Origin of the sequence: Streptomyces sp. NPDC005408 (assembly GCF_040606445.1) — a bacterium.
Classification (GTDB): domain Bacteria; phylum Actinomycetota; class Actinomycetes; order Streptomycetales; family Streptomycetaceae; genus Streptomyces.
In genome coordinates, this window is record NZ_JBEXEX010000070.1 from 1 (window position 1) to 23,170 (window position 23,170).

20 protein-coding genes and 5 pseudogenes are annotated in these 23,170 nt (G+C 69.5%); 15 read left to right on the plus strand and 10 right to left on the minus strand.

What is annotated here, in order from left to right; genetic code table 11:
- Positions 1–243 precede the first annotated feature (243 nt).
- Complete coding sequence (locus ABZS64_RS35590) at positions 244–1,026, plus strand: alpha/beta hydrolase (protein ID WP_355838706.1); 783 nt, start codon at positions 244–246, stop codon at positions 1,024–1,026.
- Positions 1,027–1,340: 314 nt separating this feature from the next.
- A complete protein-coding gene (locus ABZS64_RS35595) occupies positions 1,341–3,134 on the plus strand; it encodes a serine/threonine-protein kinase (RefSeq protein ID WP_355838709.1) in 1,794 nt (597 codons plus the stop codon).
- A 20-nt stretch (positions 3,135–3,154) separates the two neighbouring features.
- On the opposite strand, the gene ABZS64_RS35600 is transcribed toward ABZS64_RS35595, so the two are convergent.
- Positions 3,155–4,672: a glutamate synthase subunit beta gene (locus tag ABZS64_RS35600; protein ID WP_355838712.1), complete on the minus strand. Its 1,518-nt coding sequence runs from the start codon at positions 4,670–4,672 to the stop codon at positions 3,155–3,157.
- A gap of 173 nt (positions 4,673–4,845) precedes the next feature.
- Between ABZS64_RS35600 and ABZS64_RS35605 the strand changes: the two genes are divergently transcribed.
- Both ABZS64_RS35605 and ABZS64_RS35610 read left to right on the plus strand, forming a co-directional pair.
- Positions 4,846–5,928: a dihydrodipicolinate reductase gene (locus ABZS64_RS35605; protein WP_355838715.1), complete on the plus strand. Its 1,083-nt coding sequence runs from the start codon at positions 4,846–4,848 to the stop codon at positions 5,926–5,928.
- A complete protein-coding gene (locus ABZS64_RS35610; RefSeq protein WP_355838718.1) occupies positions 5,925–6,404 on the plus strand; it encodes a carboxymuconolactone decarboxylase family protein in 480 nt (159 codons plus the stop codon). Before ABZS64_RS35605 ends, ABZS64_RS35610 begins: the two co-directional genes overlap by 4 nt.
- A 122-nt stretch (positions 6,405–6,526) precedes the next feature.
- Here ABZS64_RS35610 and ABZS64_RS35615 read toward each other — a convergent pair whose 3' ends face one another.
- The 3 genes from ABZS64_RS35615 to ABZS64_RS35625 form a co-directional block, all read right to left on the minus strand.
- On the minus strand, positions 6,527–8,170 hold the full coding sequence (locus ABZS64_RS35615; RefSeq protein ID WP_355838721.1) for a GMC oxidoreductase: 1,644 nt from the start codon (positions 8,168–8,170) through the stop codon (positions 6,527–6,529).
- Between the two features lie 434 nt (positions 8,171–8,604).
- Positions 8,605–8,802, minus strand: coding sequence for a hypothetical protein (locus ABZS64_RS35620; protein WP_355838724.1), 198 nt, complete (start codon positions 8,800–8,802; stop codon positions 8,605–8,607).
- A 129-nt stretch (positions 8,803–8,931) separates the two neighbouring features.
- The gene (locus ABZS64_RS35625; RefSeq protein ID WP_355838727.1) at positions 8,932–11,619 is read right to left on the minus strand and encodes a LuxR C-terminal-related transcriptional regulator; all 2,688 of its coding nucleotides are present in this window, start codon (positions 11,617–11,619) and stop codon (positions 8,932–8,934) included.
- Between the two features lie 160 nt (positions 11,620–11,779).
- On the opposite strand from ABZS64_RS35625, the gene ABZS64_RS35630 reads away from it, so the two are divergent.
- The 7 genes and pseudogenes from ABZS64_RS35630 to ABZS64_RS35660 form a co-directional block, all read left to right on the plus strand.
- Positions 11,780–11,932, plus strand: coding sequence for a hypothetical protein (locus tag ABZS64_RS35630; protein ID WP_355838731.1), 153 nt, complete (start codon positions 11,780–11,782; stop codon positions 11,930–11,932).
- The gene (locus ABZS64_RS35635; RefSeq protein WP_355838734.1) at positions 11,887–12,585 is read left to right on the plus strand and encodes a sulfatase-like hydrolase/transferase; all 699 of its coding nucleotides are present in this window, start codon (positions 11,887–11,889) and stop codon (positions 12,583–12,585) included. The genes ABZS64_RS35630 and ABZS64_RS35635 overlap by 46 nt, the downstream gene beginning before the upstream one ends.
- A gap of 246 nt (positions 12,586–12,831) precedes the next feature.
- Positions 12,832–13,245, plus strand: a complete 414-nt coding sequence (locus ABZS64_RS35640; RefSeq protein ID WP_355838737.1) for an SHOCT domain-containing protein — start codon at positions 12,832–12,834, stop codon at positions 13,243–13,245.
- A gap of 36 nt (positions 13,246–13,281) precedes the next feature.
- The gene (locus ABZS64_RS35645) at positions 13,282–13,701 is read left to right on the plus strand and encodes a DUF6325 family protein (RefSeq protein ID WP_355838740.1); all 420 of its coding nucleotides are present in this window, start codon (positions 13,282–13,284) and stop codon (positions 13,699–13,701) included.
- Positions 13,702–13,742: 41 nt separating this feature from the next.
- Positions 13,743–14,069: an SHOCT domain-containing protein gene (locus ABZS64_RS35650; RefSeq protein WP_355838743.1), complete on the plus strand. Its 327-nt coding sequence runs from the start codon at positions 13,743–13,745 to the stop codon at positions 14,067–14,069.
- Between the two features lie 204 nt (positions 14,070–14,273).
- Positions 14,274–14,776 (plus strand): annotated as a pseudogene (locus ABZS64_RS35655) (SUMF1/EgtB/PvdO family nonheme iron enzyme).
- Positions 14,758–15,080: pseudogene (locus ABZS64_RS35660) on the plus strand (oxidoreductase); the annotation flags it as partial. The pseudogenes ABZS64_RS35655 and ABZS64_RS35660, both read left to right, overlap by 19 nt.
- Here ABZS64_RS35660 and ABZS64_RS35665 read toward each other — a convergent pair.
- Complete coding sequence (locus ABZS64_RS35665) at positions 14,964–15,878, minus strand: alpha-L-glutamate ligase (protein ID WP_355838745.1); 915 nt, start codon at positions 15,876–15,878, stop codon at positions 14,964–14,966. The pseudogene ABZS64_RS35660 and the gene ABZS64_RS35665 sit on opposite strands and share 117 nt — an antisense overlap.
- Positions 15,875–16,783: a hypothetical protein gene (locus ABZS64_RS35670; RefSeq protein ID WP_355838747.1), complete on the minus strand. Its 909-nt coding sequence runs from the start codon at positions 16,781–16,783 to the stop codon at positions 15,875–15,877. The genes ABZS64_RS35665 and ABZS64_RS35670 overlap by 4 nt, the downstream gene beginning before the upstream one ends.
- Before the next feature lie 135 nt (positions 16,784–16,918).
- Between ABZS64_RS35670 and ABZS64_RS35675 the strand changes: the two are divergent.
- Positions 16,919–17,058: pseudogene (locus ABZS64_RS35675) on the plus strand (dihydrofolate reductase); the annotation flags it as partial.
- Between the two features lie 77 nt (positions 17,059–17,135).
- Here the strand turns inward: ABZS64_RS35675 and ABZS64_RS35680 are convergent.
- Positions 17,136–17,447, minus strand: a complete 312-nt coding sequence (locus ABZS64_RS35680; protein ID WP_355838749.1) for a pentapeptide repeat-containing protein — start codon at positions 17,445–17,447, stop codon at positions 17,136–17,138.
- A gap of 221 nt (positions 17,448–17,668) precedes the next feature.
- On the opposite strand from ABZS64_RS35680, the pseudogene ABZS64_RS35685 reads away from it, so the two are divergent.
- Positions 17,669–17,752: pseudogene (locus ABZS64_RS35685) on the plus strand (hypothetical protein); the annotation flags it as partial.
- Between the two features lie 66 nt (positions 17,753–17,818).
- Here the strand turns inward: ABZS64_RS35685 and ABZS64_RS35690 are convergent.
- Entirely contained in the window at positions 17,819–19,294 is a 1,476-nt protein-coding gene (locus ABZS64_RS35690) for an MFS transporter (protein WP_355838751.1), read from the minus strand.
- 73 nt (positions 19,295–19,367) lie between these two features.
- On the opposite strand from ABZS64_RS35690, the gene ABZS64_RS35695 reads away from it, so the two are divergent.
- A complete protein-coding gene (locus ABZS64_RS35695; RefSeq protein ID WP_355838753.1) occupies positions 19,368–19,805 on the plus strand; it encodes a MarR family winged helix-turn-helix transcriptional regulator in 438 nt (145 codons plus the stop codon).
- A gap of 136 nt (positions 19,806–19,941) precedes the next feature.
- Positions 19,942–20,373: pseudogene (locus ABZS64_RS35700) on the plus strand (GNAT family protein); the annotation flags it as partial.
- A 99-nt stretch (positions 20,374–20,472) separates the two neighbouring features.
- Here ABZS64_RS35700 and ABZS64_RS35705 read toward each other — a convergent pair.
- Both ABZS64_RS35705 and ABZS64_RS35710 read right to left on the minus strand, forming a co-directional pair.
- Entirely contained in the window at positions 20,473–21,045 is a 573-nt protein-coding gene (locus ABZS64_RS35705) for a dihydrofolate reductase family protein (protein WP_355838763.1), read from the minus strand.
- Positions 21,046–21,351: 306 nt separating this feature from the next.
- A complete protein-coding gene (locus ABZS64_RS35710) occupies positions 21,352–22,920 on the minus strand; it encodes a phospholipid carrier-dependent glycosyltransferase (RefSeq protein ID WP_355838765.1) in 1,569 nt (522 codons plus the stop codon).
- Positions 22,921–23,170: the final 250 nt, after the last annotated feature.

Consider the following 23,170-nt stretch of genomic DNA (forward strand, 5'->3'; position numbering starts at 1 on the left):
ATCGAGGGTCTGGGCTCGCGCAGCGGCGCCCCGAAGGCGAAGGTCACGATCGCCAAGTCCGGCGTCGTCGAGGGCTGATCCCGTCCGCGCGGCGCACGCCGCGCAACGGTCACGGGGCCGGGTGAACCGCTTCCACAGCGGCCGCCCGGCCCTCAGCTTGTCCCTACCGGGCCGGCGATGAGTTCTGCGTTCGGGCGCCGTCTAACCAGGTAACAGAGGCCGGCACGCACGAGGAGCGAGCTCATGGACAAGACGCGTTCCAGTGACGGGACTGACATCGCGTTCGACCGGCTCGGTGAGGGCAGGCCGGTCATCCTGGTCAGCGGCGCAACGTGCACGCGGGCGGTCCACGCGCCCCTGGCCGAGCTCTTGGCCGCGGACTTCACGATGCTCAATTACGACCGCCGGGGTCGCGGGGACAGCGGGGACACGCTGCCTTACGGAGTCGAGCGGGAAATTGACGACCTCGGAGCCGTGATCGCCGCAGTGGGGGAACCAGCGGCGGTTTTCGGCAACTCCTCCGGCGCCGTTCTTGCCCTGCGCGCCGCGGCGGACGGCCTGCCCATCACCAAACTGGCCTTGTGGGACCCGCCGTTCATGGTCGACGACGACGCCCCGCGACGACAGCGTGAGTACGTCACCCAGCTCACCGCCCTGCTCGACGCGGGCCGCCGTGGCGACGCCGTGGCGCTGTTCATGACCACCATCGGGCTGCCCCACGAGATGATTTCAGGAATGCGCCAGAGCCCGATGTGGCCGGGCCTGGAGGCCCTGGCGCACACGCTCGCCTACGACGCCGCCGTGATGGGCGACAGCACGCTGCCCACCGACCTGGCGGCCTCCGTAAGGATCCCCGCCCTCATCCTGACGGGCAGCGACAGCGGTGCCTGGGCAGCCAACGCGGCGCAGGCGCTCACCAGCGCTCTGCCCACCGCGCAGCACCGCACACTGGACGGCCAGAATCACGCCGTCGCCTGGGACGCCCTCGCCCCCGAACTCAAGGAGCACTTCAGCCGCTCGGCTTGACCACCGGCGCCGGTGCCATTCCGCGTGCAGAGCGGCCGCCAAGTCCCTGGGCCGCAGAGGGAGTTGACGTCCCCGCGCTCAATCCATTGGGCACCAGATCTTCACGTGGCCCTGTGCCTGTTACCCGTGGGTGCGCGTTGCGTGACGTGCTCACGTCTGGATACGGTGAGCGTTCCCTAATGCGTGTGGCCGTGCATTAGGTGCGGATCGGGCGCGAGTCCGGCGCCGAGTCCGTCACCTCGCGCATCCACCCTTGAGCCCCGCCCCTTCTGGTGCCCGCCAAGTCGTGGACGCGACAAACAGACGAACGACGCGTGACAGAACGGAACGGAGCGACGGTGACGACGGGGGATGCGAGCGGCGGAGAGCTGCTCGGCACGGTCATAGGCGGGCGTTACCGGGTGACCGGGCAACTGGGCCGGGGCGGCATGGGTGTCGTCTGCCGCGCGGTGGACGAGGTGCTTGGGCGGGAAGTCGCGGTCAAGATCCTGCGAGCGTACAACGATGTGTCAGGACCCGAACTGGCTGACCTGCGGGCCCGGATGCAACGGGAGGCGCAGGCCGCCGCCCGTGTCCGGCACAGCAGCGTCATCATCGTGCACGACGTGACCGAGGAGCAGGGCCTGCCGGTCATCGTCATGGAGCTGGTCGAGGGGCCCTCGCTCGACGACGTGCTGGCGGAGCGTGGGGCGATGGACCCGCGTGAGGCCGCGGCCATCGGTGCAACGGTGATGGACGCGCTCGACGCCGCGCACAAGGTCGGCGTGCTGCACCGGGACGTGAAGCCCGGCAATGTGCTCCTCGACCGCAGCCGCGGGCGGGTGGTGCTCACCGACTTCGGTATCGCCAGCGTGGAGGCGCCCGACGACGCGGCGATGACGAAGCTGACCCAGGACGGGATGCTCGTCGGCTCGCTCGACTTCCTGCCGCCCGAGCGTGCGATGGGCCAGACGCCCGGCCCCGCCTCGGACATCTGGTCGCTCGGCATGACGCTGTACGCGGCGGTGGAGGGCGCGACGCCGTTCCGCCGTACCTCCGTCTGGTCCACGCTCAACGCGATCGTCACCCAACCGCTGCCGGAACTCAGGCGGTCCGGTTCGCTGGCGCCGGTGATCCAGGCGCTGACGGCCAAGGACCCCGCGGCCCGCCCGTCGGCCGACGAGGCACGCCAGATGCTGGAGGCGGTTGCCGCCGGGAACACCATGAGCGTGACGCCGCCCGTGGCCGTAACGGGCGATGTGCCGGTCGGCCAGCCGTCCGTGCCGGCCGCGACCGCAGCGAATGAGGCGTACCCGAGCCAACCGGCCTCGCCGTCCGTTGCCGCCGGATTCGGGCCGCCCATCAGCCCGCAGTCCGGCCCGCAACTCGGTGGGCAGGGGGCACCGTTCGTATCCCATACGGGTGGCCACGGCCGACGTACCGCGCCGCTCCCCTCGCGCCGCCGCGGCCGGACCACCATCGCGGCGGCGACCGCCGCCCTTGTGCTGGCCGGAGGAGGGATCGCGTACGCACTGATGGGACCGGGCAGCGACGGGTCGACGAACAACGCGGGTCTTTCAGGCAGCACTCCGAACGACCAGGCCGGCGTGGACGGCGGGAAGACCGGCTCGACGACCCCGAAGGCGTCGCCGTCGTCCTCCGCGTCCTCATCGTCCCCTTCCGCCTCCTCCTCTCACGCGGCCGGGAACCCTGCGAAGCCGTCCGGCCAAGGGAGCACGAGCGGCGCCGGCGGCCCGACGACGTCAGGCACCGGCACGGGCACGGGCACCGGCACCGGCGCCGGCACCAGTGGTGCACCGTCGTCGCCCGCGAGCCCGACCGCGACGTCCAGTTCCGTGTCGAAGAGCTGCGGCGGATGGAGCCACCAGGACCCGCACCCCGGTACCTACGGCAACATGACGGGCACCTACCACCTCAAGACCGGGCCGTACGCGACATGTTCGGACGTGGCCCAGGTCAAATCGGGAGCCAAGGTCTGGTACCACTGCTACGTCGTCAATGGGTACGGCCACCCCTGGACGTACGTGCGGATCTCCGGCACCCAGACCGCGGGCTGGATGTCCAACGACAACCTCACCAATCAGAACGGCCCCACCTACCGTTGCTGAGCACCTCCGCTACGGAGGCTTCACGCCACCAGGGGCCGGTCCTTTGCAGTGACGGGGGCCGGGAGCACGGTGGAGCCGGTCAGATAGCGGTCCGTGGCCGCCGCGGCGGAGCGTCCCTCCGCGATGGCCCACACCACAAGGGACTGGCCGCGTCCCGCGTCGCCCGCGACGAAGATCCCGTCCGTCCTGGTGCGGCCTGTCCGCTCGGCCTGCTCCGCCCGCCCCGCCGTTCTGGCTGCGAAGGCGGCGTCCCGCGCGAAGTTTCCCCGGTCGTCCAGCGTGAGCCCGAGCTGCTTCATCAGACCGGTGTCCCGCTGGGGACCGGAGAAGCCGAGGGCGAGCAGGACCAGCTCCGCCGGGATCACTCGCTCGCTGTCCGGCCGCGGCTTTCTGGCCTCGGGTTCCACTTTCGTCAGCCGCAGCGCCCGCACACGGCCGGCCGGGCCCTCGTCGAAGCGGAGCGTGGCGGAGGAGAAGACCCTCGGATCCGCGCCCTCCCGCCCCCGGGCCTCTTCATGCGCATGCGAGATCCGGTAGACCTTGGGATATACGGGCCAGGGCTCGGTGTCCGGCCGGGCGTCGCCAGGCTCGGGGTTGATGTCCAGCTGCACCACGGAGACCGGGCCCTGGCGCAGGGCGGTGCCCAGACAGTCCGAGCCGGTGTCCCCGCCGCCGACGATCACCACGTGCTTGCCCTCGGCGGTGAGGGGGGACGAGGCGTAGTCGCCCTCCTGGACCCGGTTGGCGTGGGTCAGGTAGTCCATGGCCTGGTGGATGCCGTCCAGCTCGCGGCCGGGGACGGGGAGCTCCCGCTGCTCCGTGGCTCCGACGGCGACGACCACCGCGTCGTGACGCCTTCTGAGCTCGGTGGCGTCGAGTTCGCCGCCGACATCCACACCCGTGCGGAACTTGGTGCCCTCCGCGCGCATCTGCTCGATGCGGCGGTCCAGGTGCCGTTTCTCCATCTTGAACGCGGGGATGCCGTACCGCAGCAGTCCGCCGATGCGGTCCGCGCGCTCGTACACCGCGACCGTGTGGCCGGCCCTGGTCAGCTGCTGGGCCGCCGCCAGTCCCGCGGGTCCGGAGCCGATGACTGCGACGGTCTTCCCGCTGAGGCGCTCCGGGGGCTGTGGTGGCGCGTACCCGCGCTCCCAGATCTGGTCGGAGATGGCCTGCTCGACGTTCTTGATCGTCACCGGATCGGCATTGATGGCCAGCACGCAGGCGTCCTCGCACGGTGCCGGGCAGAGCCGCCCTGTGAACTCGGGGAAATTGTTCGTCGCGTGCAGCCGCTCGGCCGCCGCCCGCCAGTCGCCCCGGGCCGCGTACGCGTTCCACTCGGGGATGAGATTCCCCAGCGGGCAGCCGCTGTGGCAGAACGGAATGCCGCAGTCCATGCATCGCCCGGCCTGCTCGGACACGAGCGGAAGCATGGCCTGCCCCGCGTAGACCTCGTTCCAGTCGCTCAGCCGTTCCTCGACGGGGCGGGCCGGGACGGGCCGACGGGGGGTCTTGAGGAAGCCGTGTGGGTCGGTCATGCGCCGCGCCTCCATCGCTTGTTCGCGGTGCAATAGGGCGTTCTGGCCAGCCTACGCCTGCTTTGTTACGTTTTCACCGGTCAGCGGGCTCAAGGCCAATCAGACCGGCGAGGCTGCAATGTTTTCCCGTCACGGCACTATGAACTAATACGTCCTCTCGCTACCCTCCGCGCATGATTTCCACGGTGGTCTGGGGTACCGGCAACGTCGGCCGCGCGGCTATCCGTGCCGTCGAGGCCCACCCGGCGCTGAAACTCGCGGCCGTTCTCGTCCACAACCCCGACAAGGTCGGCCGTGACGCGGGCGAACTCGGCGGACTCGACGCCCAATTGGGGGTCCGGGCGACCGACGACATCGATGCGGTGCTCGCCGTCAGTCCCCGTGCGGTGGTGTACGCGGCGTCCGGCGACATCCGCCCCGACGACGCCCTCGCCGACATCATCAGGGCGATCGAGGCCGGAGCCGTGGTCGTCACCCCGGCGCTGTACGGGTTCTACGACCAGCGCACCGCCCCGCCGGAGCTGCGGGATCCGGTCCTGGCGGCCATCGCGGACGGCGGCGGCTCGCTTTTCGTCTCCGGTGTCGACCCCGGCTGGGGCAATGACGTACTGCCGTTGCTGATCAGCGGACTTGGCACCACTGTGGACGTGATCCGCTGTCAGGAGATCTTCGACTACTCCACCTACGACCAGGAGGACTCGGTCCGGCACCTGGTCGGCATGGGCCACCCGATGGACTACGAGCCGCTGATGCTCGCGCCGACCATCCCGACCATGGTGTGGGGCGGGCAGATACGGCTGATGGCAAGGGCCCTCGGCGCCGAACTCGACGACATCCGCGAGACCATGGACCGGCGCGCGCTCGACGCCACGGTGAGCACCCGGACGATGGGGGAGTTCGAGGCCGGTACCCAGGGCGCAGTGCGATTCGAGGTGCAGGGCATCGTCGATGGCGAACCCCGCATCGTCATCGAGCACGTCACCCGTATCCACTCGTCCTGCGCACCGGACTGGCCGACGCCGCCCGACGGCGGCGACGGAGCACACCGGGTGATCATCGAGGGCCGCCCGCGCATCGAGGTCACGGTCGAGGCGAGCGACGAGGGCGCGAACCGGTCCGCGGGCGGGAACGCCACCGCGGTCGGCCGTCTTGTGAGCACCATCGACTGGCTCGTCGATGCCAAACCCGGACTCTACGACGCGCTCGACGTCCCACTGCGCCCCGCAGTCGGCAGGCTCGGAAGGAGAGAACGATGAACATCGACATCCCCGAGGGCAAGCACCCGATCGAGTACGTGTGGGGCGACATGGTCCCGGGCATCGGGATGGCCGCTGCGAACTTCTCGCTGTCGGTCTACTCCCACACGACGCTGGGACTGCGGGAGTTCGAGGCCGCGCGGCTGCGGATCGCGCAGATCAACGGGTGCCTGTTCTGCCTGGATTGGCGCACCGACAGGGACGGCGAGAAGGTCGAGGAGGAGTTCTCCGACGCGGTGACCGAGTGGCGCACCACTGACGCCTTCGACGACCGCACCCGGCTGGCCGCCGAGTATGCCGAGCGGTACGCGCTGGATCACCACGGCCTCGACGACGAGTTCTGGACCCGGATGACCGCGCACTACAGCCAGGTCGAGATCGTGGAGCTGAGCATGAGTATTGGCTCCTGGCTGGCCTTCGGCCGGCTCAACCGTGTGCTTGGCCTCGACGCCGTGTGTGTGCTGCCGACGGGCTGAGGTGGTCCGGGGCCGCTGTTTGAGATCGGCCGGCCCCGGGCTTCGGGCTGACCCCCGCAGGAGCTTCGCAGGAGGTTGGCCCCGAGCCTTTTGACAATGAACTCTTCGTCGTCAGACCGGCGTTACAGGTCGGTGGCGATGATCTTTTCGATGTTCCGTTCGGCGAGCGCCGTGATGGTGACGAACGGGTTGACACTGGTGTTGCCGGGGATGAGCGAGCCGTCGATGACGTACAGGCCGGAGTAGCCGTACAGGCGGCCGTAGTTGTCGGTGGCCTTGTTCAGGACCGCGCCGCCGAGCGGGTGGTACGTGAGGTGATCGCCCCAGATCTTGTTGGTGCCGAAGAGGTCGGTCCGGTAGATCGTCCCCTCCTTCGCGTTGATCTTGTCGAAGATCGTTTTGGCCATGTCGATGGACGGCTGCTTCCACGCGGTCTGCCAGTTCAGGTCGACCTTGCCCGTAGCGGCGTTCCAGGAGAACTGGGCGCGGTTCGGGTTCTTGGTGATCGACAGATAGAACGAGGCGTAGGTCTCGATCCCGGTCGGCAGCGGTGCGACCTCGGCGAACGCGCCACCTGCAGCCCAGTTGTCGATGCCGGAGCAGGGAATGGACGACTGGAGCTTGCCCGTCGGGTCCCACAGGTGGTTGGCCCGGCCGCACATGACGTTGCCGTTGTCGCCCCAGCCCCTGCCGACCTCGCTGTTGAGGTTGGGCAGCGCGCCGGTGGCCTTCAGCTTGGTCAGCAGCTTGCTGGTGCCGACGCTGCCGGCCGCGAAGAACACCTTGTCCGCGGTCACGGTCTTGGTGGCCGTGGTGTCACCGTTGGTGTTGATCTGCTCGATGACGACCGTGTAGCCGCCACCGGCCGCAGGGGCGACCGAAGTGACCTTGTGCAGCGGCGAGATGGTGACCTTACCGGTCGCTCTGGCCTGGGCGAGGTAGGTCTTCTCCAGCGACTTCTTGCCGTAGTTGTTGCCGTAGAGGATCTCGCCGGCCAGCGCCGACTTGGGGACGGTTCCCGCCGCCTCCTGCTTCATGTAGTCCCAGTCGTACACGTCCGGTACGAAGACGAACGGGAAGCCGGAACGCTGGGCGTGCTTGCGGCCGACCCGGGCGTACTGGTAGCACTCGGCGGTCTCGAACCAGGCCGGGTCGACTGTGCTGACCCCGAGCCCGGCGTTGGCGCGCGGGTAGTAGGTGCCGTACATCTCGTCGGCGTTCACCGACGGCAGGACGGCGCTGAAGTTCTCGCGCTTGGGCGTGACGGCCATGCCGCCGTTGACCAGCGAACCGCCGCCGACGCCGCGGCCCTGGTAGACGATGATGCCGCCCATTTCCTCGGCGTCCAGGATCCCGGTGTAGCGGGGGATGTCCTTGTCGAGCGGGAAGCCGAGGAAGTTGCTGAGGGGCTGTTTGGTCTTGGTGCGGAGCCAGTAGGACCGTTTGTCCGGCTTGGTGGTGTTGGCGAAGATCTTGCCGTCCGAACCGGGGGTGTCCCAGGACATGCCCATCTCGATCATCTGCACGTCGACGCCGGCCTGGGCGAGACGCAGGGCGGCGACGGAGCCGCCGTATCCGGTGCCGACGACCAGGACCGGGACATGGGCCCCGGTGTCGATCGGGGCGGCTGCGGGGGCGGCCGGTGCCGGGGCCGCGGTGGCGCGACCCGCTAAGGCCGCGGCCCCCAAAATAGAACTGGTTCCAGCGATGAATCTACGGCGCGAAACGCCCTTGGAGCCTTTATCACACCTGACGGAGTCACTCATGTGATGTTCCTCACTCTTGATGGAGTGAGAACAGGTTCTACTGTTTCTTGCGTGTTAAGTCACGGCATACCTAAAAGTAACTTTTCGACGATCACATACCGGTTCGCGGCCTGGGCCCCGGTCATCTCCGGGGGAGCAGTACCTCGAAGACGGTGGCCCCAGGTCTCACCGGACCGGCGGCTCCTACGTTGGGCGCAACCCAAGGTGCGCTCGTCGCTACGGTGCGTGTCCACTGGAGGGTGAGCAGCGGTCCGCCGCCGTTGTCCCCGGGAGTGTCATGAGTACGCCGCCCGACCCCACGTCGTCCGATCATCCTGCTCGCCATGCTGGCGCTGCTGGCGGCCACAAGCCGGAACGGCGAGCCGACCGAGCAGGCAGCCAAGCAGTAGCGGGCTGACGCGGAGTGACGTCGGGGCCGCTCCGGCTGTGCGGCGTCACCCGGGCAGCTGCCGCATCTCGAGTACGCGCAGGCCCAGAGCCTGGAACCGGGAGAGAAGCCCGTACAGGTGGGCCTCGTCGGTCAGTGTGCCGAAGAACAGGGTTTGTTCGGGCGTAGGAACGCGGTCGAGTTCGGGAAAGGATTCGGCGAGTGCGACCGATACGACGCCGGCGATGCGGAATTCGTAGCGCATGCGAGCACTTCCCTAGGAGCCGAGACGTGGCATTGTGCCGGGCCGAGCCGTGGGCATCTGTTGGCTTCACCTGCCATGGTTGACCCCGCGCCTTCGCGCGGCATCGCCCGGTTCGGGCGAATTGCGCGGTCACAGCACCCCGAGATCCCGGGCCCGGTGGACGGCCTCGCTGCGCCGGGTGACTGAGAGTTTGCGGTAGATGCTCTTCAGGTGAGTCTTGACCGTATTGGCGGAGACATACAGCTCGGCTGCGATTTCCTCGGTGGACAGCAGCTGCTCCGCCTTGCGCAGCACATCGGTCTCCCGCTCGCTCAGTGGTTCCACCACCACGGGCAGTTGCTCGTATGCCCCCGCGCGCGCATACCCCAGGACGTGGGCGGGCAACCAGGCGTGTGCCTGCGCCAGTTGCGGGTCCTGCCGGAGCAGCCGGCGTACCCAGGGACCGCTCTCGACGAACACCCGCCGCAGCTCCTCGGGCCGGGCGAACCCGAGCGCCTCCCGCAAGAGGCGGTGCGCCTCCTCGCTGGTACCGTTCGCTGCGGCCACCCGCGCTTGGAGCAGGCACGCCTGCGCCCGGTTCGAATTCGTGACGGGTTCATCGGCCCGATCGGTCGACAAGCCGGCCAGCACCTCCATTGCGCGGTCGCTGCGTCCAGATGCCAGCAGTGCGCGGGCCTTGGCCACGGCGTGCTCCGGCCGGTCGGAGGCCACGGCATCCAGCACGTCGAGGGCTGCGCCCGCGTCACCGTGCGCCAGATGCGCGGAGGACTCGGCGATGGCCAGCTCGTCGACCGTCCACTCGGACAGATGCAGGGGGGCCGCGGCCGAGCCGACCCCGTGGACTGCGGCGAGCGCTCCCTCCCAGTCGCCCTCGGCTGTCGCCAGCCTGGAGCCGATGACGGCGGCCTCCACTTCGGCCACGGGTTCCGGGAGCGGCCCTACGGGCACGGTCGCCAGCTTGAGATGGGTCCGGGCAGTCGTGAGGTCGTCGTGCTCGGCCGCGACGCCCGCCAGGACGAGGTGGTCAAGACCGGCCCGGTGCTCCGGCGGAAGCGCGGACCGCTCGGCGACGGTGAGCGATCCGCGCGCGTGCTCCTCCGCCTGCCGCAACTGCCCGCGCAGCAGCTCGACCAGAGCCAGCGACCCCAGCGAGTCACAGAGCGGGTACTCCATCCCCGGCCGGCCGCACGCCTCGACGGCGGCGGTGAGACTGGAGTCGGCACGGTCGAGGTGCCCGGCGCCGAGCTCGACCGCGCCGAGACCGGCCAGCACCATCGCACGGATCTCGGGGTGCTGCCCCAGTACGGGCTGTGGGATCTCATGCAGCAGACGGTCGGCGTCCGCCGCTGCTTGCTCGGTGGCCGCCAGGTCGTGGGTGAGCCGCCCGGCGAGAACCCCGAGAAAGGCGCGACCGAGTCGCACCGCCGGGCCCGAAGCGTCGGTCAGATACTCGTCCGCCCGTCGCAGCCCGGCCGTGCAACCGGACAGGTCCTGGTCGGCCAGACAGCAGGCCGCCTCCACCAGAGCCGGAGCCGCACCGGTCAGGTCGGTCGGCATCGCGGCAAACGTATGGCTCAGCCGATCCGTCTCCAAGCCGGTGAAGAGCCTGCCGATCGCCATGTTGTCGACCAACTGCCCCGCCGCGAACTGCCAGTCACCGGCGGCGGCCGCCTGCACCACGGCATCGGTGAGCCGCCCGGTCCCGGCGAGCCAGCGCGCCGCCCGCCCGTGCAACTGGGGCTCAAGACCGGGGCAGCGCTGCCGCAGATGCGCGCGCAGGACGTCGGCGAACAGGGGATGCAGCCGGTACCAGGCCGATTCGTCGATCTGATCCAGGAACGCGTTGTCGCGGGCAAGCCCGGCCAGCGTCCAGTCAGCGTCGTTACGACCGGTCAGCACATCGGTGAGCTCGGGGTGGATGCGGTCGGTGATGCTGGCGCGCAGCAGCAGGTCCTGTGTGGGCGGCGGCTGCGCATCGAGCACCTCGGTGAGCAAGTAGTCAGCGATGGTGGTGTGGTCGGCGGCGAACTCACGGACGAATGCTTCGGGGTCGTGGCTGCGCTGCATGGCCAGGGCACACAGGCGCAAGCCGGCAGCCCAGCCCTCGGTACGTTCGACCAGCAGCCGGATCCCCGCCTGTGAGATCTCCAGCCGGTGCTCGCGGAGCAGCGCCTCGGCGTCCGTGTGGGTGAACCTGAGGTCAGCGTGGCGGATCTCGGTGATCTCGCCGGCTGCCCGGTAGCGGTGCAGCGGCAGCAGCGAATCCGTCCGGCCGGTGAGCACGAGGCGCAGGCCGTCGGCAGCGTGGCGGAGCACGAAGTGCAGCCCTTCGGTGATCTCGGGTGGACGGGCCGAGTCGAACTGGTCGAGCACCAGGACCACTGGCTCGGGATGCTCGGCCAGCCCTTCTGCGAGACGCACCAGGAGCGACTGGTCCACCCCCTCGGCGCGCGTGGGTCTGCCCACCTCGGCCGGGAGCCGTATGCCGTGCCGGTGAAACGCCTCCAGGACGTAGGCCCAGAAGACGCCGGGAGCGTCGCCGGGTTCAACGGTCAGCCACGCGGTCGCGCGCGGTGCCAGTCCCTCGGTGATCCAGTGGCACGCGAGCACCGTCTTGCCCGCGCCGGCAGGGCCGTTGATGAGCGTGAGCGGCTCCTGCACCCCGTCAGTCAGACGCTTCAGCAGCTCAGGGCGGTGGACGAGCAGCTTCGGCACCGCCGGAACGGCGAACCTGACGGCGAGCATCGGGTCACCGGAAAGCGCCAGGCTGCGGTGCTGCGGGCTGGCGGAGTGATCAGGCTCTGCGGGGCTCTGCATAGAGGTCACCGAGGTTCACGAAGGTGAAGTCTGTGATCGGGCGACACCATCCACTCAACCGCTGGTCGGCAGTGATCACCATTTGTGGTCACCTGGTGCGGGTGATGTGCCGGCCACGGTGGCTTCCGAAACTGGATAACAACCACTGAGGAGAGCTGCCATGTCCAAGCCACTCCGAGGTGTCGTGAATCTCGACATTCGCGACTCGGTCCCGGACTGGGGCCCGTACGAACAGCCGCAGGCCCTGCCCGGGTCACCGAATGTGCTGTGCATCGTGCTCGACGACGTGGGCTTTGGAGCGATGGGCTGCTAAGGCGGGCCGATCGACACCTGAACATCGACCGGATCGCCGCGAATGGGCTGCGGGACGGCCAGTGGCACACGACCGCGCTGTGCTCACCGACCCGCTCCCGCCTGCTGACCGGCCGCAACCACACCACCAACGGCATGGCGTGCATCAGCGAGTGCGCCATCGGCTTCCCCGGCGCGAACGGGCACATCCCGCCGGAGTGCCCCACGCTCGGTGAGATCCTGGTCGAGCGGGGCTTCAGCACGGCCCTGGTCGGCAAGTGGCACTTGTGCGCCGAGGACGAGATGAACCTGGCCTCGACCAAGCACAACTGGCCGGTCGCCCGCGGCTTCGAACGGTTCTACGGCTTCCTCGACCCGCACCGGCCCAGGGGGAGAGCCCCTTCCCGCCGCTGGACTGCACGCCCCATGGGACACTCTCTCCGACGACGAGAAGCGGCTTTTCTGCCGCATGGCCGAGGTGTACGCCGGGTTCCTATCGCGGGTGAGGGTCTCAACGTCGGCCGCGACGGTGGGGAGGCCGTCACCGACGACTACCCCGGCACCCGCCCTTCGGCGTTCACCGGCGGAACGCTGCACCGGGTGGCTGTGGACGTCAGCGGCGAACCGTTCGTCGACCTGGAACGGGAAGCCGCCGCCATGCTGTCCCGCGAATAGCAGGCTGCCGGCCGCCTGGACGCGCGGATCGCCTCCGCGTCGACAGTCGGCTGAGCCGATCTTCACCTGTGCCGGGTGAGGCGGGAGGCCGAGCGCTCACCGACGCTGAACACAGGACTGGTGTGGGCGTTCGCCTCGGCGGACACGAGGCCGCCGCCGTCGGACCGGACAGCGGCACCCCGGTCGCACCCCGACTACTGACCGTGACGACCCGGGGCACATGGCACAACCGACAGGAGACCGACCATGAACGACGCAACACTGAACCTGGCAGCGGACTACCCACTGCTGAACGTGTTCTGGACCACGATGTGGGTCTTCCTCTGGGTCCTCTGGTTCATGCTGCTCTTCCGCGTCATCGGCGACATCTTCCGCGACGACGACCTGAGCGGCTGGGGCAAGTCCGGCTGGTGTGTCTTTGTCGTCCTCCTGCCCTTCCTGGGCGTCTTCGTGTACTTGATCGCACGGGGCCGCGGGATGGGTGAGCGCGCGATGAAGCGGGCCCAGCAGAACGAGCAGCAGTTCCGCTCCTACGTACGCGAGAGCGCCGGCACCACCGGGCACGCCGATGAGCTCGCGCGGCTCGCCGAGCTCAAGAACCACGGCGACATCACGGACGCCGAGTTCGAGCAGGCCAAGGCCAAGGTCCTCGCGGCCTGAGGGCCGCCCCAGGACACGCAAGGAAGGGCAAGAGCCATGGAAGTGGGACCCGTCGAGTACGTCGTCATCGCCTTCCCGGGCAACCGCTTCCGCGGGGAGATCGCCCCGGAGCTGCAGAACCTCGTGGCGAGCGGCACCGTGAGGATCCTCGACCTGACCTTCATCAAGAAGGACCAGGACGGATCGGTCTCCTACGTCGAACTCGACGCTCTCGACCCCACGGAAGCGTCGGTGTTCGACAACATCGAGGGCGAGGTCGGCGGTCTGTTCAGCGAGGAGGACCTCGCGCTGATCGCGGAGGAGCTCGTACCGAACTCCTCGGCGGCGATGCTGGTCTGGGAGAACACCTGGGCCTCCGCCATCACCGGTGCCATCCGCAGGGCCGGCGGCGAACTGGTGGCGCATGAGCGCATCCCGGCGTCCGTGGTGGAGCAGGCGCTGGAAGCCGCCGCCTGATCCGGCGCCCGGCCCGGACCGAGAAAGGCAAGGTGAGGGCCATGTTGGGCCGTCCCATGAGGCGCGCCGGACGACCGGGCGTCGTAGGCGTCGCCGCGCGCAGCGCTGTGGTCGCGGGGACCGCGACCGCGGTCTCCGGCCGTGTCGCCAGACACCAGGCGGAGAAGGCAGCCGCCGCGCAGCAGACTGCGTCCGAGCCGGACGTACAACCTGCCCCGCAGGCGCAGGCTCCGCCGAGCGCGCCACCGTCAGCCGGCCTGACCGAGGAGGCGATCAGCAACCTGGAACGCCTCGGCAAGCTGCGCGAGCAAGGGGTGCTTTCGGACGAAGAGTTCGCCGTCCAGAAGGACCGCATCCTGAGGGGCTGACTCACTGTCCACGGCACGGGGCATGCAGACCCTCGACGCCAGGGTAAATCCGGCATTTCTGAGGAATCGCGTGACGACCGATCGGCCCAGTTGCTGTACCTCCGTGGCGCGGACCAGCCCCAGGCTCCCGCCGCCGATGGGCCTCCGACCGGTGCCGCGCATGCGGCGATCTGCCTGGTCCGGCTGGACGGCGACTGGTTCCGGATGGGCAGCGACGACGCCTGGGCCTACCCGGAGGACGGAGAGGGGCCGGTCCGGCGGGTCCGCGTCAGTACCTTCGGCCTCGATCCGTACTGCGTCACCAACGCCCTCTTCGCCGCCTTCGTGAGCGCCACCGGGCACATCACCGACGCCGAGCGGTACGGCACGTCGTTCGTCTTCGGCGGCCTGCTGCCGGACGATTTCCGCCACGCGATGAACGTCTGGAACGGCTCCTTCCCCGACCACAACACCCTCGACGACGGCTACCTGGGCACCTGCCCGGTCGACGCCTTCGCCCCCAACGGCCACGGCCTGCACAAAACATGACCGGCAACGTCTGGGAATGGACCGCCGACTGGTTCCATCCCGGCCGGCATGCCACCGGACCCCGCGAGAATCCGTCAGGACCGCCTTCGGGCACGGCCCGCGCCCTGCGAGGTGGCTCCTATCTGTGCCACGCGTCGTACTGCCGCCGTTACCGGGTTTCGGCCCCGTCGCGGCCTTGAGCGAGGCGGCCGAGCACGGGGAGGTGCTCGTCAGCGCCACTCCAGGGACCGTGTCACTTGAGGTACTGGCCACGCCTCCGTGATGACGGAACCGGGTGGTCTGGAAGGCCGGAGCACTGTATTCCTCTCCGGCAACGACGCCGAGGCCACAACCGGCCTGCTGCTCGCCGACCTCGGCTGGTCCGAGTCATCCCAGATGGGCCTGGGCGGTATCGCCACTGCGCGCGGGCAGGAGCACTTCGCCCTGCTCTTCCTCGGCGTGGCCGGAGCCCTTGGCACCCACGAGTTCAACATCCACGTCATTCCGAGCACTGCCCAGTGATACGGCGAGAGTCAGCGCCGCCAGCGCCTCCGGAGCGCCGGACTGACCCCGGATTCCGGGGAAGGCGTTGATGTCAACGATCAGCGGGACGCCGTCGCCCGTGTCGATGATGTCGACGCCGTAGACGTCGAGTTCGAAGACCTTGCCGACCCGGCGCACCAAGGCGGGCCAGCCGGGCGGCAGGTCATCGGGGGCGAGCGGCAGCGTGGGGCCCCGCCCCCCGGGCGAGAGTTCGGAGCGGCGCAGGGCGGCGAAGAGCTGGTCTCCGATCGCCCACAGCTTATGGTCCCAGCCGCTGTTCGGTGCGAACTCCTGGACCACGACCGGCTCCTGCGGGTGCGCGGCGGCGAGCTCCCTCAGCTGTACGTCGTTGTCGAGACGGGCCACCACGTCGTGCCTTCGGCTGTGGCGGCTCTTGACCACCACGGGGCCGTGGAGCCGTGGGCCGGACGCCAGTTCAGCGAGCGTGCTGAAGGTGCGGGTGGCAGCGAACGGGAGGCCGGCCCGCCGGGCCTGTTCCGCCATCGCCGTACGGTCCTGGCACAGCGCGGTCGCCTCAGCCGAGTTCACCACTGCGGCGCCGCGCTGCTCCAGGTCGAGGGCGAGGGCCAGGGCACGTGGCGTACGTGACTTGAGCAGGTAGACGTCGGCCGGCGGCTCGGGGACGTCACCCACCGTTCTCGGGTCCAGCGTCTCCACCTGATGCTCGCGGGTGAGCAGGGCGGTGGTGGCGGCCAGCAGTGGATGGCCGGGCTCAGGTGTGATCAGGCCAATCCTCATGCGCTCTCGCCCGCCGCCGCAGGCACCTGCACCGGAGCCGGAGCCGGGTGCGCGGGGTGCGGGCGGGGCGTCAGCGTGGCCGCGCCGGATGCCTGGCCTGTGCGGGCCAGCCCGAGTACAGCTCGCGCCACCCGGGCGGCCGCGTCGGGGACCTGACGGAAGCTCGGGAAGTCATTCACATCGACGACCACAGGGCCGTCCGGTCCCAGCACCACGTCCACGCCGTACAGATCGAGACCGTAGACCGCCCCGACCTGGGCGACGATCGCGGCCACCTCGGCCGACAGCGGCACGCGGCGTTCCTGCACCGCGCGGTCAGGGTGAAGCGGCGAGCAGCGCTCGGTCGCGTACAGCTCGCCGCCGACGCAGTACACCTTGACGTCGATGCCCGGGTTGGCCACATAGGGCTGGGCGATGAGCATGCCCTCCCGCGCCAGTTCGGGGACCATGGCGGCCAGCCGGTCCGGTGACGACACCAGGTACACGGCCCGCCCCGAGCTGCCGTCGGCGGGCTTGACCACCAGCGGGTACTCCGACGACGGTATCTCCGCCAGCAGCTCGGGCCGCGCCGCCGCGTAGGTCGGCGGCAGCGGAAGCCCACGGCTGCGACCGATCGCCGCGGCAAGTGCCTTGTCCCGTACACCTCGTATCGACCGGGCATCGTTGACCGTCGTCATGCCGGCCGACGCCGCGGCTTCGAGCAACGTGAGCCCGGGGCCGCCGGAGACCGTCTTGAGAACCCACGCGTCATGGGTACCTGCCCGCACCGCCTCGGTCATGCGCAGCAGGGAACCGCCCGGCCGCAGCACATCCACCTGGTGCCCCCAAGAGGTGAGTTGACGGATCACCTCAATCGGCATGCCGTCATGCCGGTAGTGCTCCTCCACCAGGAAGCAGAGCCTCATCGACTTTCCCCGTAACCCCCGGACGTCCGCCGATCCCGTCCGGCGAGTTGTGATGTCACAGGATGTCATGAACGTCGCGCGGTGATCTCGCCGGTGCCAGGATGATTCGTTCCCGCGCCGCGGCAGAGTGAGTTCATCAGCTTGGACGGCGTCGTGCAGGCGCCGGGGGCGGACACGCGCTGAACCGGGGCCGAGGCGTTGCTGTTCGGGCGCCGCGCACGTGGCAGACGATGGCCGCGGCGTGGCCCGAGCGAGCCGCTGACCCGTTCGCCGACTTGGCGACAGGCCTAGCGCGCTTCGAGCACCGCGAGGTCGCGCACGGCGAAGCGGAGGTGCTCGCACTCCTCGTCCATCACCGTAGCTGCACACCTTCGGGATGGCGGCGGTCGAGTTCGGCTTCCACGAACGCAGTGACGTCGACGCCGTTGACGACGAAGTTGCTCACGTATCCGGACACGTTGACGTCGACGAGCCACGAATCGACGATCTTGACCTGGCTCATGTCGCAGTCGAGGAACTTCGCGCCGGTGAGGTCGGCGACCGTGAAGCGCGCACCGCGGAATGCGTCGGTGTGGTCGCCGGTCGCGATCGCCCGCCGACCACCGATGCGGACCGTACTGCGCTGCCATCGCGCCAGTGTCCCCGACAGATCGGACGCGTACAACCGCCGGTTCCCGTCCCGCGGGAGACGGTTCTCAGTCGTCGAGTCGTACGGGAACGCCGACCTGCCCACGCGGACTGGTACGGGGTCAGGCGTACGAGTCCCACTACGAGATCCAGGCGCAAGCAGGACGCAAGGTGCCGATTCCGTCGCCCGACGATCCGTGGCGGGCGATCCGAGGCGGGCGAGCGGTGGCGTAGCCGGTCAGCCGGGGGAGGGCGGCCGACGCCCACTTCGGACGCATCCTCGCCGCCTACGTCGCGATCTTCGTCGCCGGGTCGCTCGCCTCTGGCATGGTCGCTGACGGGCTGACGGCTGATGCCCCGCGCTGCGTCCGCCGGGGGCTCTGACGAAGCCGGTCCGGACCGGCCGGGTCAGCTGCTCTGCGGTGACCGCTCGCGCTCGGCTGCGCGCGCGGGTGCCGGGGCGTTGACGAGGAGCGCGGTGAGGATCGCGGCGGTCGCGAGGATGCCCGCGCCCCAGGCGGCGGCCACGGCGTAGCCGTGGACCAGAGCGGCGACTGGCGGCGTGCCGTCTGCCTGCTGCTGTGCGTGGTCCGCGAGATATCCGGCGGTGGCGCTCGCGGCGATGGTGTTCAGCAGAGCGGTGCCGATCGAACTGCCCGTCTGCTGCGACGCGTTGGCGACAGCGGAGGCGATGCCCGCATCGCGCGGATCGACGCTCTGGGTCGCGGTACTGATCGCCGGTACGAAGACGCAGCCCAGCCCGACCCCGAGCAGCAGCTCGGCGGGCAGTACGAGACTGACGTATCCGCTGCCGGGGCCGAGATTGGCCAGCAGCACCATGGCGCCGGACGCGGCGAGCAGTCCGGGAACCATGATGGTGCGCGGCGGCACCCGCGGCAGGAACCGCAGGGCGATGCCGGCCGCGCCCAGCTGCACCGCGAGGGTGAGCGGCAGGAAGGCCAGGCCGGTCTTGACGGGGGAGTACTCGAGGACGATCTGGAAGTAGTACGTCAGGAAGAGGAACAGGCCCAGCATCCCCGCCAGGGCGAGACCCATCGCCAGATACGAGCCGCCACGATTGCGCTCGCGCACGATGTGCAGCGGCAGCAGTGGCTCGGCCACCCGCGACTGTACGAAGACGAAGACGGTGAGCAGCACCGCGGAAGCGGCCAGCAGCCCGATGACGATCCCCGAGCTCCAGCCGCGGTCGACGGCTTGATTGCACCCGTAGACAAGGGACACAAGCCCGGCGGCGGCCAGCAGGGCGCCGGGTACGTCGAGGCGATGCCGCTGGGCGGGGCGGTCGGCCGGGAGGAGGATCGCGGCGCCGGTGAAGGCCACGGCGGAGATCGGCACGTTCACGTACAGGCACCAGCGCCAGTTCAGATACTCGGCGAGCACGCCGCCGAGCAGCAGCCCGATGGCCGCGCCGCTGCCGGCGATCGCGCCGTAGACCCCGAACGCCTTGCCCCGTTCCTTGGGTTCGGTGAACATCACCGCCAGCAACGACAAGGTGGTGGGCGCGAGCAGTGCCGCGAAACAGCCCTGCAGCGCGCGGGCGCCGGTGAGCATGCCGAGGTTCACGGCCGCACCGCCGACGGCGGAGGCGACGGCGAAGCCGACGAGGCCGATGAGGAAGGCGCGCCTGCGGCCGAGATAGTCGGCGATCCGGCCGCCGAGCAGCACGAGGGCGGCGAAGGCGAGGGTGTACGCGGTGATGACCCACTGCCGGTTGGCATCGGAGAAGCCGAGGTCGCGCTGGGCCGAGGGAAGCGCGATGTTGACGATCGTCGCGTCCAGCGCGGACATCAGCTGGGCCATCGCGATGAAGATCAGCGCCGCCCACCGGCGGGATGACTGCCTGTCCGGACTCGGCTCGGTCATGCAAAAACGTTAGATGCCTAACCGTGAGATGTCAAACGATTAGAAGCCTACGGATGCGGCTATGATCGGGACCATGCCCCGTCCGCCCATGTCAGGCCCACCCATCGGCATGCTGCTCTCGCGCGTCGCGAAGACCGTGAGCAGGGCCTTCGACGACGCCCTCGCGGAGGCGGGCGGCTCCCGGCCCGCATGGCTGATCCTCATCGCGCTGAAGAGCGGAGAAGCGGGCGCCAACCAGCGCCGCCTGGCGGAGGCGGTGGGAATCCAGGGTGCGACGCTGACGCACCACCTCAACTCCATGGAGGCGGAAGGCCTCGTCACGCGCAGGCGCGATCCCGGGAACCGCCGAAGCCATGTGGTCGAGCTGACCGAGGCGGGGGAGTCGGCCTTTCACCGGATGCGGAGCGCGGCGGTGAGCTTCGACCGGCGCCTGCGTGAGGGCCTTTCGGACGAGGACCTCAAGGGTCTGGAACGGGTGCTTGTGCAGATGCGCGACAACGTCGCCGGCTGAAGCGGAGCGGCCTCCTGGTGCGGTGGGCGCATGCATACGGGCCGCCCGGTACCGCCGCGGGCCCGGTGGCAGTTCAGCGCCCCGTGAGAAGATCCTTTCGCGCCGAGTGCGCTGGTTCTGACCGTGGAAGGTGACGATGTACGCGATATCCCTGGGCGACGACGGCGCGGAACTGCGCCCGCTCGAGCCGTGGCGGGCCGAGGAGTTCCTCGCCCACATCGACCGAGGGCGGGAGTTCATCGGGCAGCACAACGGGCTGCCCGACGTCGTCACGGACTTGGAGTCGAGCCGCGCGTTCCTCTGGGCGTACGCGGAGAAGGTCGTGGCCGACACCGGGCGGATCTGCGGCATCTGGACGGACGGGAAGCTGGTCGGCGCGGTCATCCTCCGGACGATGGACGTCGCACAGGGCACCGCCGAGGCGGGTTGCTGGCTGGAGCCGTCGGCGGTGGGCAAGGGGCTGGTGACCCGGGCCGCGCGCGTGCTCATCGATTGGGCCGTCGAGGAGCGGGGCATCCACCGCGTGGACTGGTGGGTCTCTTCGGGGAACGAGCCCAGCATTGCCGTGGTCAAGGCGATGTTCGCGACGACGCGGCTGGCTGCGGGGGTGCTCTTCTCTGAGTCTAAGTTCCTTCCAGAACAACCACGCGGCTGCTGGTCGGCCGGCTCAGCGACGGATGCGGTAGCGGATGTGTGTAGCCTCCGGCGTGTCGATCACCCGGACGATCTCCAACTCGATCTCCGACGGCAAGACGTCGAACAGCCGACGGCCATGGCCGAGCAGCACCGGGATCTGATGGATCTGTACCTCATCCAGCACTCCGGCCTCGAGCGCCCGTTGTGCCGTGTACCCGCCACGCACCTGCACGTCCTTGTCCCCGGCGGCGGCCTTGGCCTGTGCCATCGCGCTTTCGATCCCGTCGGTCACGTACGTCACCAACGGATAGCCCCAACGGGCGGCCGGGCCGGGCGGGCGGTGGCTGGGCACGAAGATCGGGAGACCGCCGTGATCACCGCCCCAGTGATCCATGAGCTCTGCAGTCCGCCGTCCGACGAGCACCGCACCGGCCGCGTTCCATTCGTCCTGGAATTGCCCGGCCGGGCCGGACGGCCGGCCGGACTCCCCTTCCGCGTCGGCCCACTTGTGCAGCCGCTCGCCATCGTCGCCGCCGAGGAAATCGTTGGGGTCGGCGATGTACCCGTCGAGTGACACCGACATGTCGAGCACTGATGTAGACACTTCGACCTCCTGCGGTCTCGATCCAGACTGGTCAGCCGGGCTGCAACATCTCATTCGTACAGGCGGGTTCGGGCTGGACGTGTGCCGTCTTGCTGGTGCCCGCCCGCCACAACAGTGGTGCCATTGCGTTGTTCCACCATGATGGCCCGGCCGTCCGCGGCATGCGCGAAGTACCCGCATGGCCCGCACCGGTTGCACGTTCTCGCGAGACCTGCAACCCGGGCGCCGCCATGCGGGGGCGACCCGGCGGGCCTAGCGTGGAACAGGAACCGCGTCGACCTCTAGCGACACCGAATTTTGGTGGTCCTACGGTGTCCGGCGGAAGATCGTGATCGAATGGCCGACCTCGTCGATCGGTCTGCTGCTGTCCATCAGAGCCCTCAGGAGCCCGTCGGCCTTGGCGATCGAGGAGTCCGACACGACGAGCAGCCCGTGCACCTTGCTCGGGGGCACCGTGCGCGGGTCGGACGCGTCGATGCCGTAGGAGGACGGCACGCCGCTGCCCTTGTAGACGAGCCAGATCTTCTCGTCCGGGTACCGCTGCCGGAGCCGGTCCGCCAGCCTCCCCAGGTCCTGGCCCCAGTCGACGTTGGCGTCGTGCAGGCGCAGGTAGGTCTTCGACGGCCCGCCGAACGCCTCGTTGGAGTACGGCAGGTAGTACGGGTACGTCCGCACCGAGCTGACCGCGACGAACAGGACAAGCGCCGCGGTCGAGACGTGTGCCCACCGCCGTCGGAAGGCCACGACACCGGCGGCCGCGACTGCCAGGAACATCGGTACGAAGAGCGCGTAGCGGGTGCCGAAGTCGCGGGACCCGTGCATGGCCGCGGCCAGCAGCAGAGCCGTGGGGACGAGCACATACGGTGCGGCAGACCGCAGTCGGGGAACTGTCACGAACGCGACGGCACCGGCCGCCCACAGGGCGAGCATGCCGAGCGGCGTCTTCACGAGCAGCGCGACCGGCAGGTAGTACCACAGCGAACCGTGGTAGTGCCTACCGAACAGAAAGCCGCCCCACGTCGTGTCCTCGAAGCCGAACTGGACGCGCATCCCGTCCCGGTACGGCTCGGGAAACGGCAACCAGTCGACGGCAATCCCGCGCAGCCCGTGGACGACCGGCACGTTCTCGGGCGTCGCCCAGCGCAACCGCGGGTCGACGGCGAGGTAGGTGGCCCACACCACGGCGACCGCGACCAGCGCCACGCCGACCGCCGCCGCCACGCCGAGCGCAAGAAGCCGCGCCCTCCGGCGCGGGCCGAGGTCGGGCCTCCGGCGGGCGTACCAGACCGACCAGACGACCAGGAGCAGCAGCACCGGAACCGCCGGCAGCGCGCTCATCTTCGTCGCCTCGGCCGCGCCGAGCGCCACCCCGGCGATCGGGAGGTACAGGAGCGGCCGCCGCCGTGCCCGCCACAGCAACCAGACCGACGTCAGCAGGAATCCGGCCGCCGGTACGTCCAGCGTGGCCAACGATCCGTGCGCGATGATGTCGGGCGAGAACGCGTACAGCGCGAGCGCCACCAACCCGCCTACGGGACCGGCAAGATCACGGGCGAAGGCGAGGACGACCAGCCCGAACAGCAGCGTCAGCACGATCACCGGCAGCCGCGCCAACAGCATCAGCCGCCATGGATCGTTGCCCGACTCGTACAACACGTGCCGCCCGAGCACCGTTTGGTTGCCGACGAAGGCAGGGTCGAGGTGCACGTGGGCGAACGCAGGCCCGGCCGCGATGATCAGTTTGCCCAGCGGCGGATGCTCAGGGTTGTACCGCAGGCTGTGCTGCTGCACGTAGACCACCGCCGTGCCCACGTACACGGGCTCGTCGATCGTCGGGGTTTGCTCCACGGCCGTCGTGACCATCGCGACCGCCATCTCGGCGAGGAGCGCGACCACGACGACCGCGAAGAGCCACCGCCGGTGCCGCCGCAGCACTTCGAATCGGCTCGGCGGTTTCCCGGTGGTCTCAGGCGTGGGCAGTCGAGGCACCGCGGACGGGGCGTGGTCGCCACCGTCGAGATCGAGGAGCGAGTGTTGCTCTTGCGTCATCGTCCGCGTATCCCGTATCAGTTCGCGAACCTTATGTCCGTATCGACGCACGCCCCGAGTGACGCTGGCTGTGTGA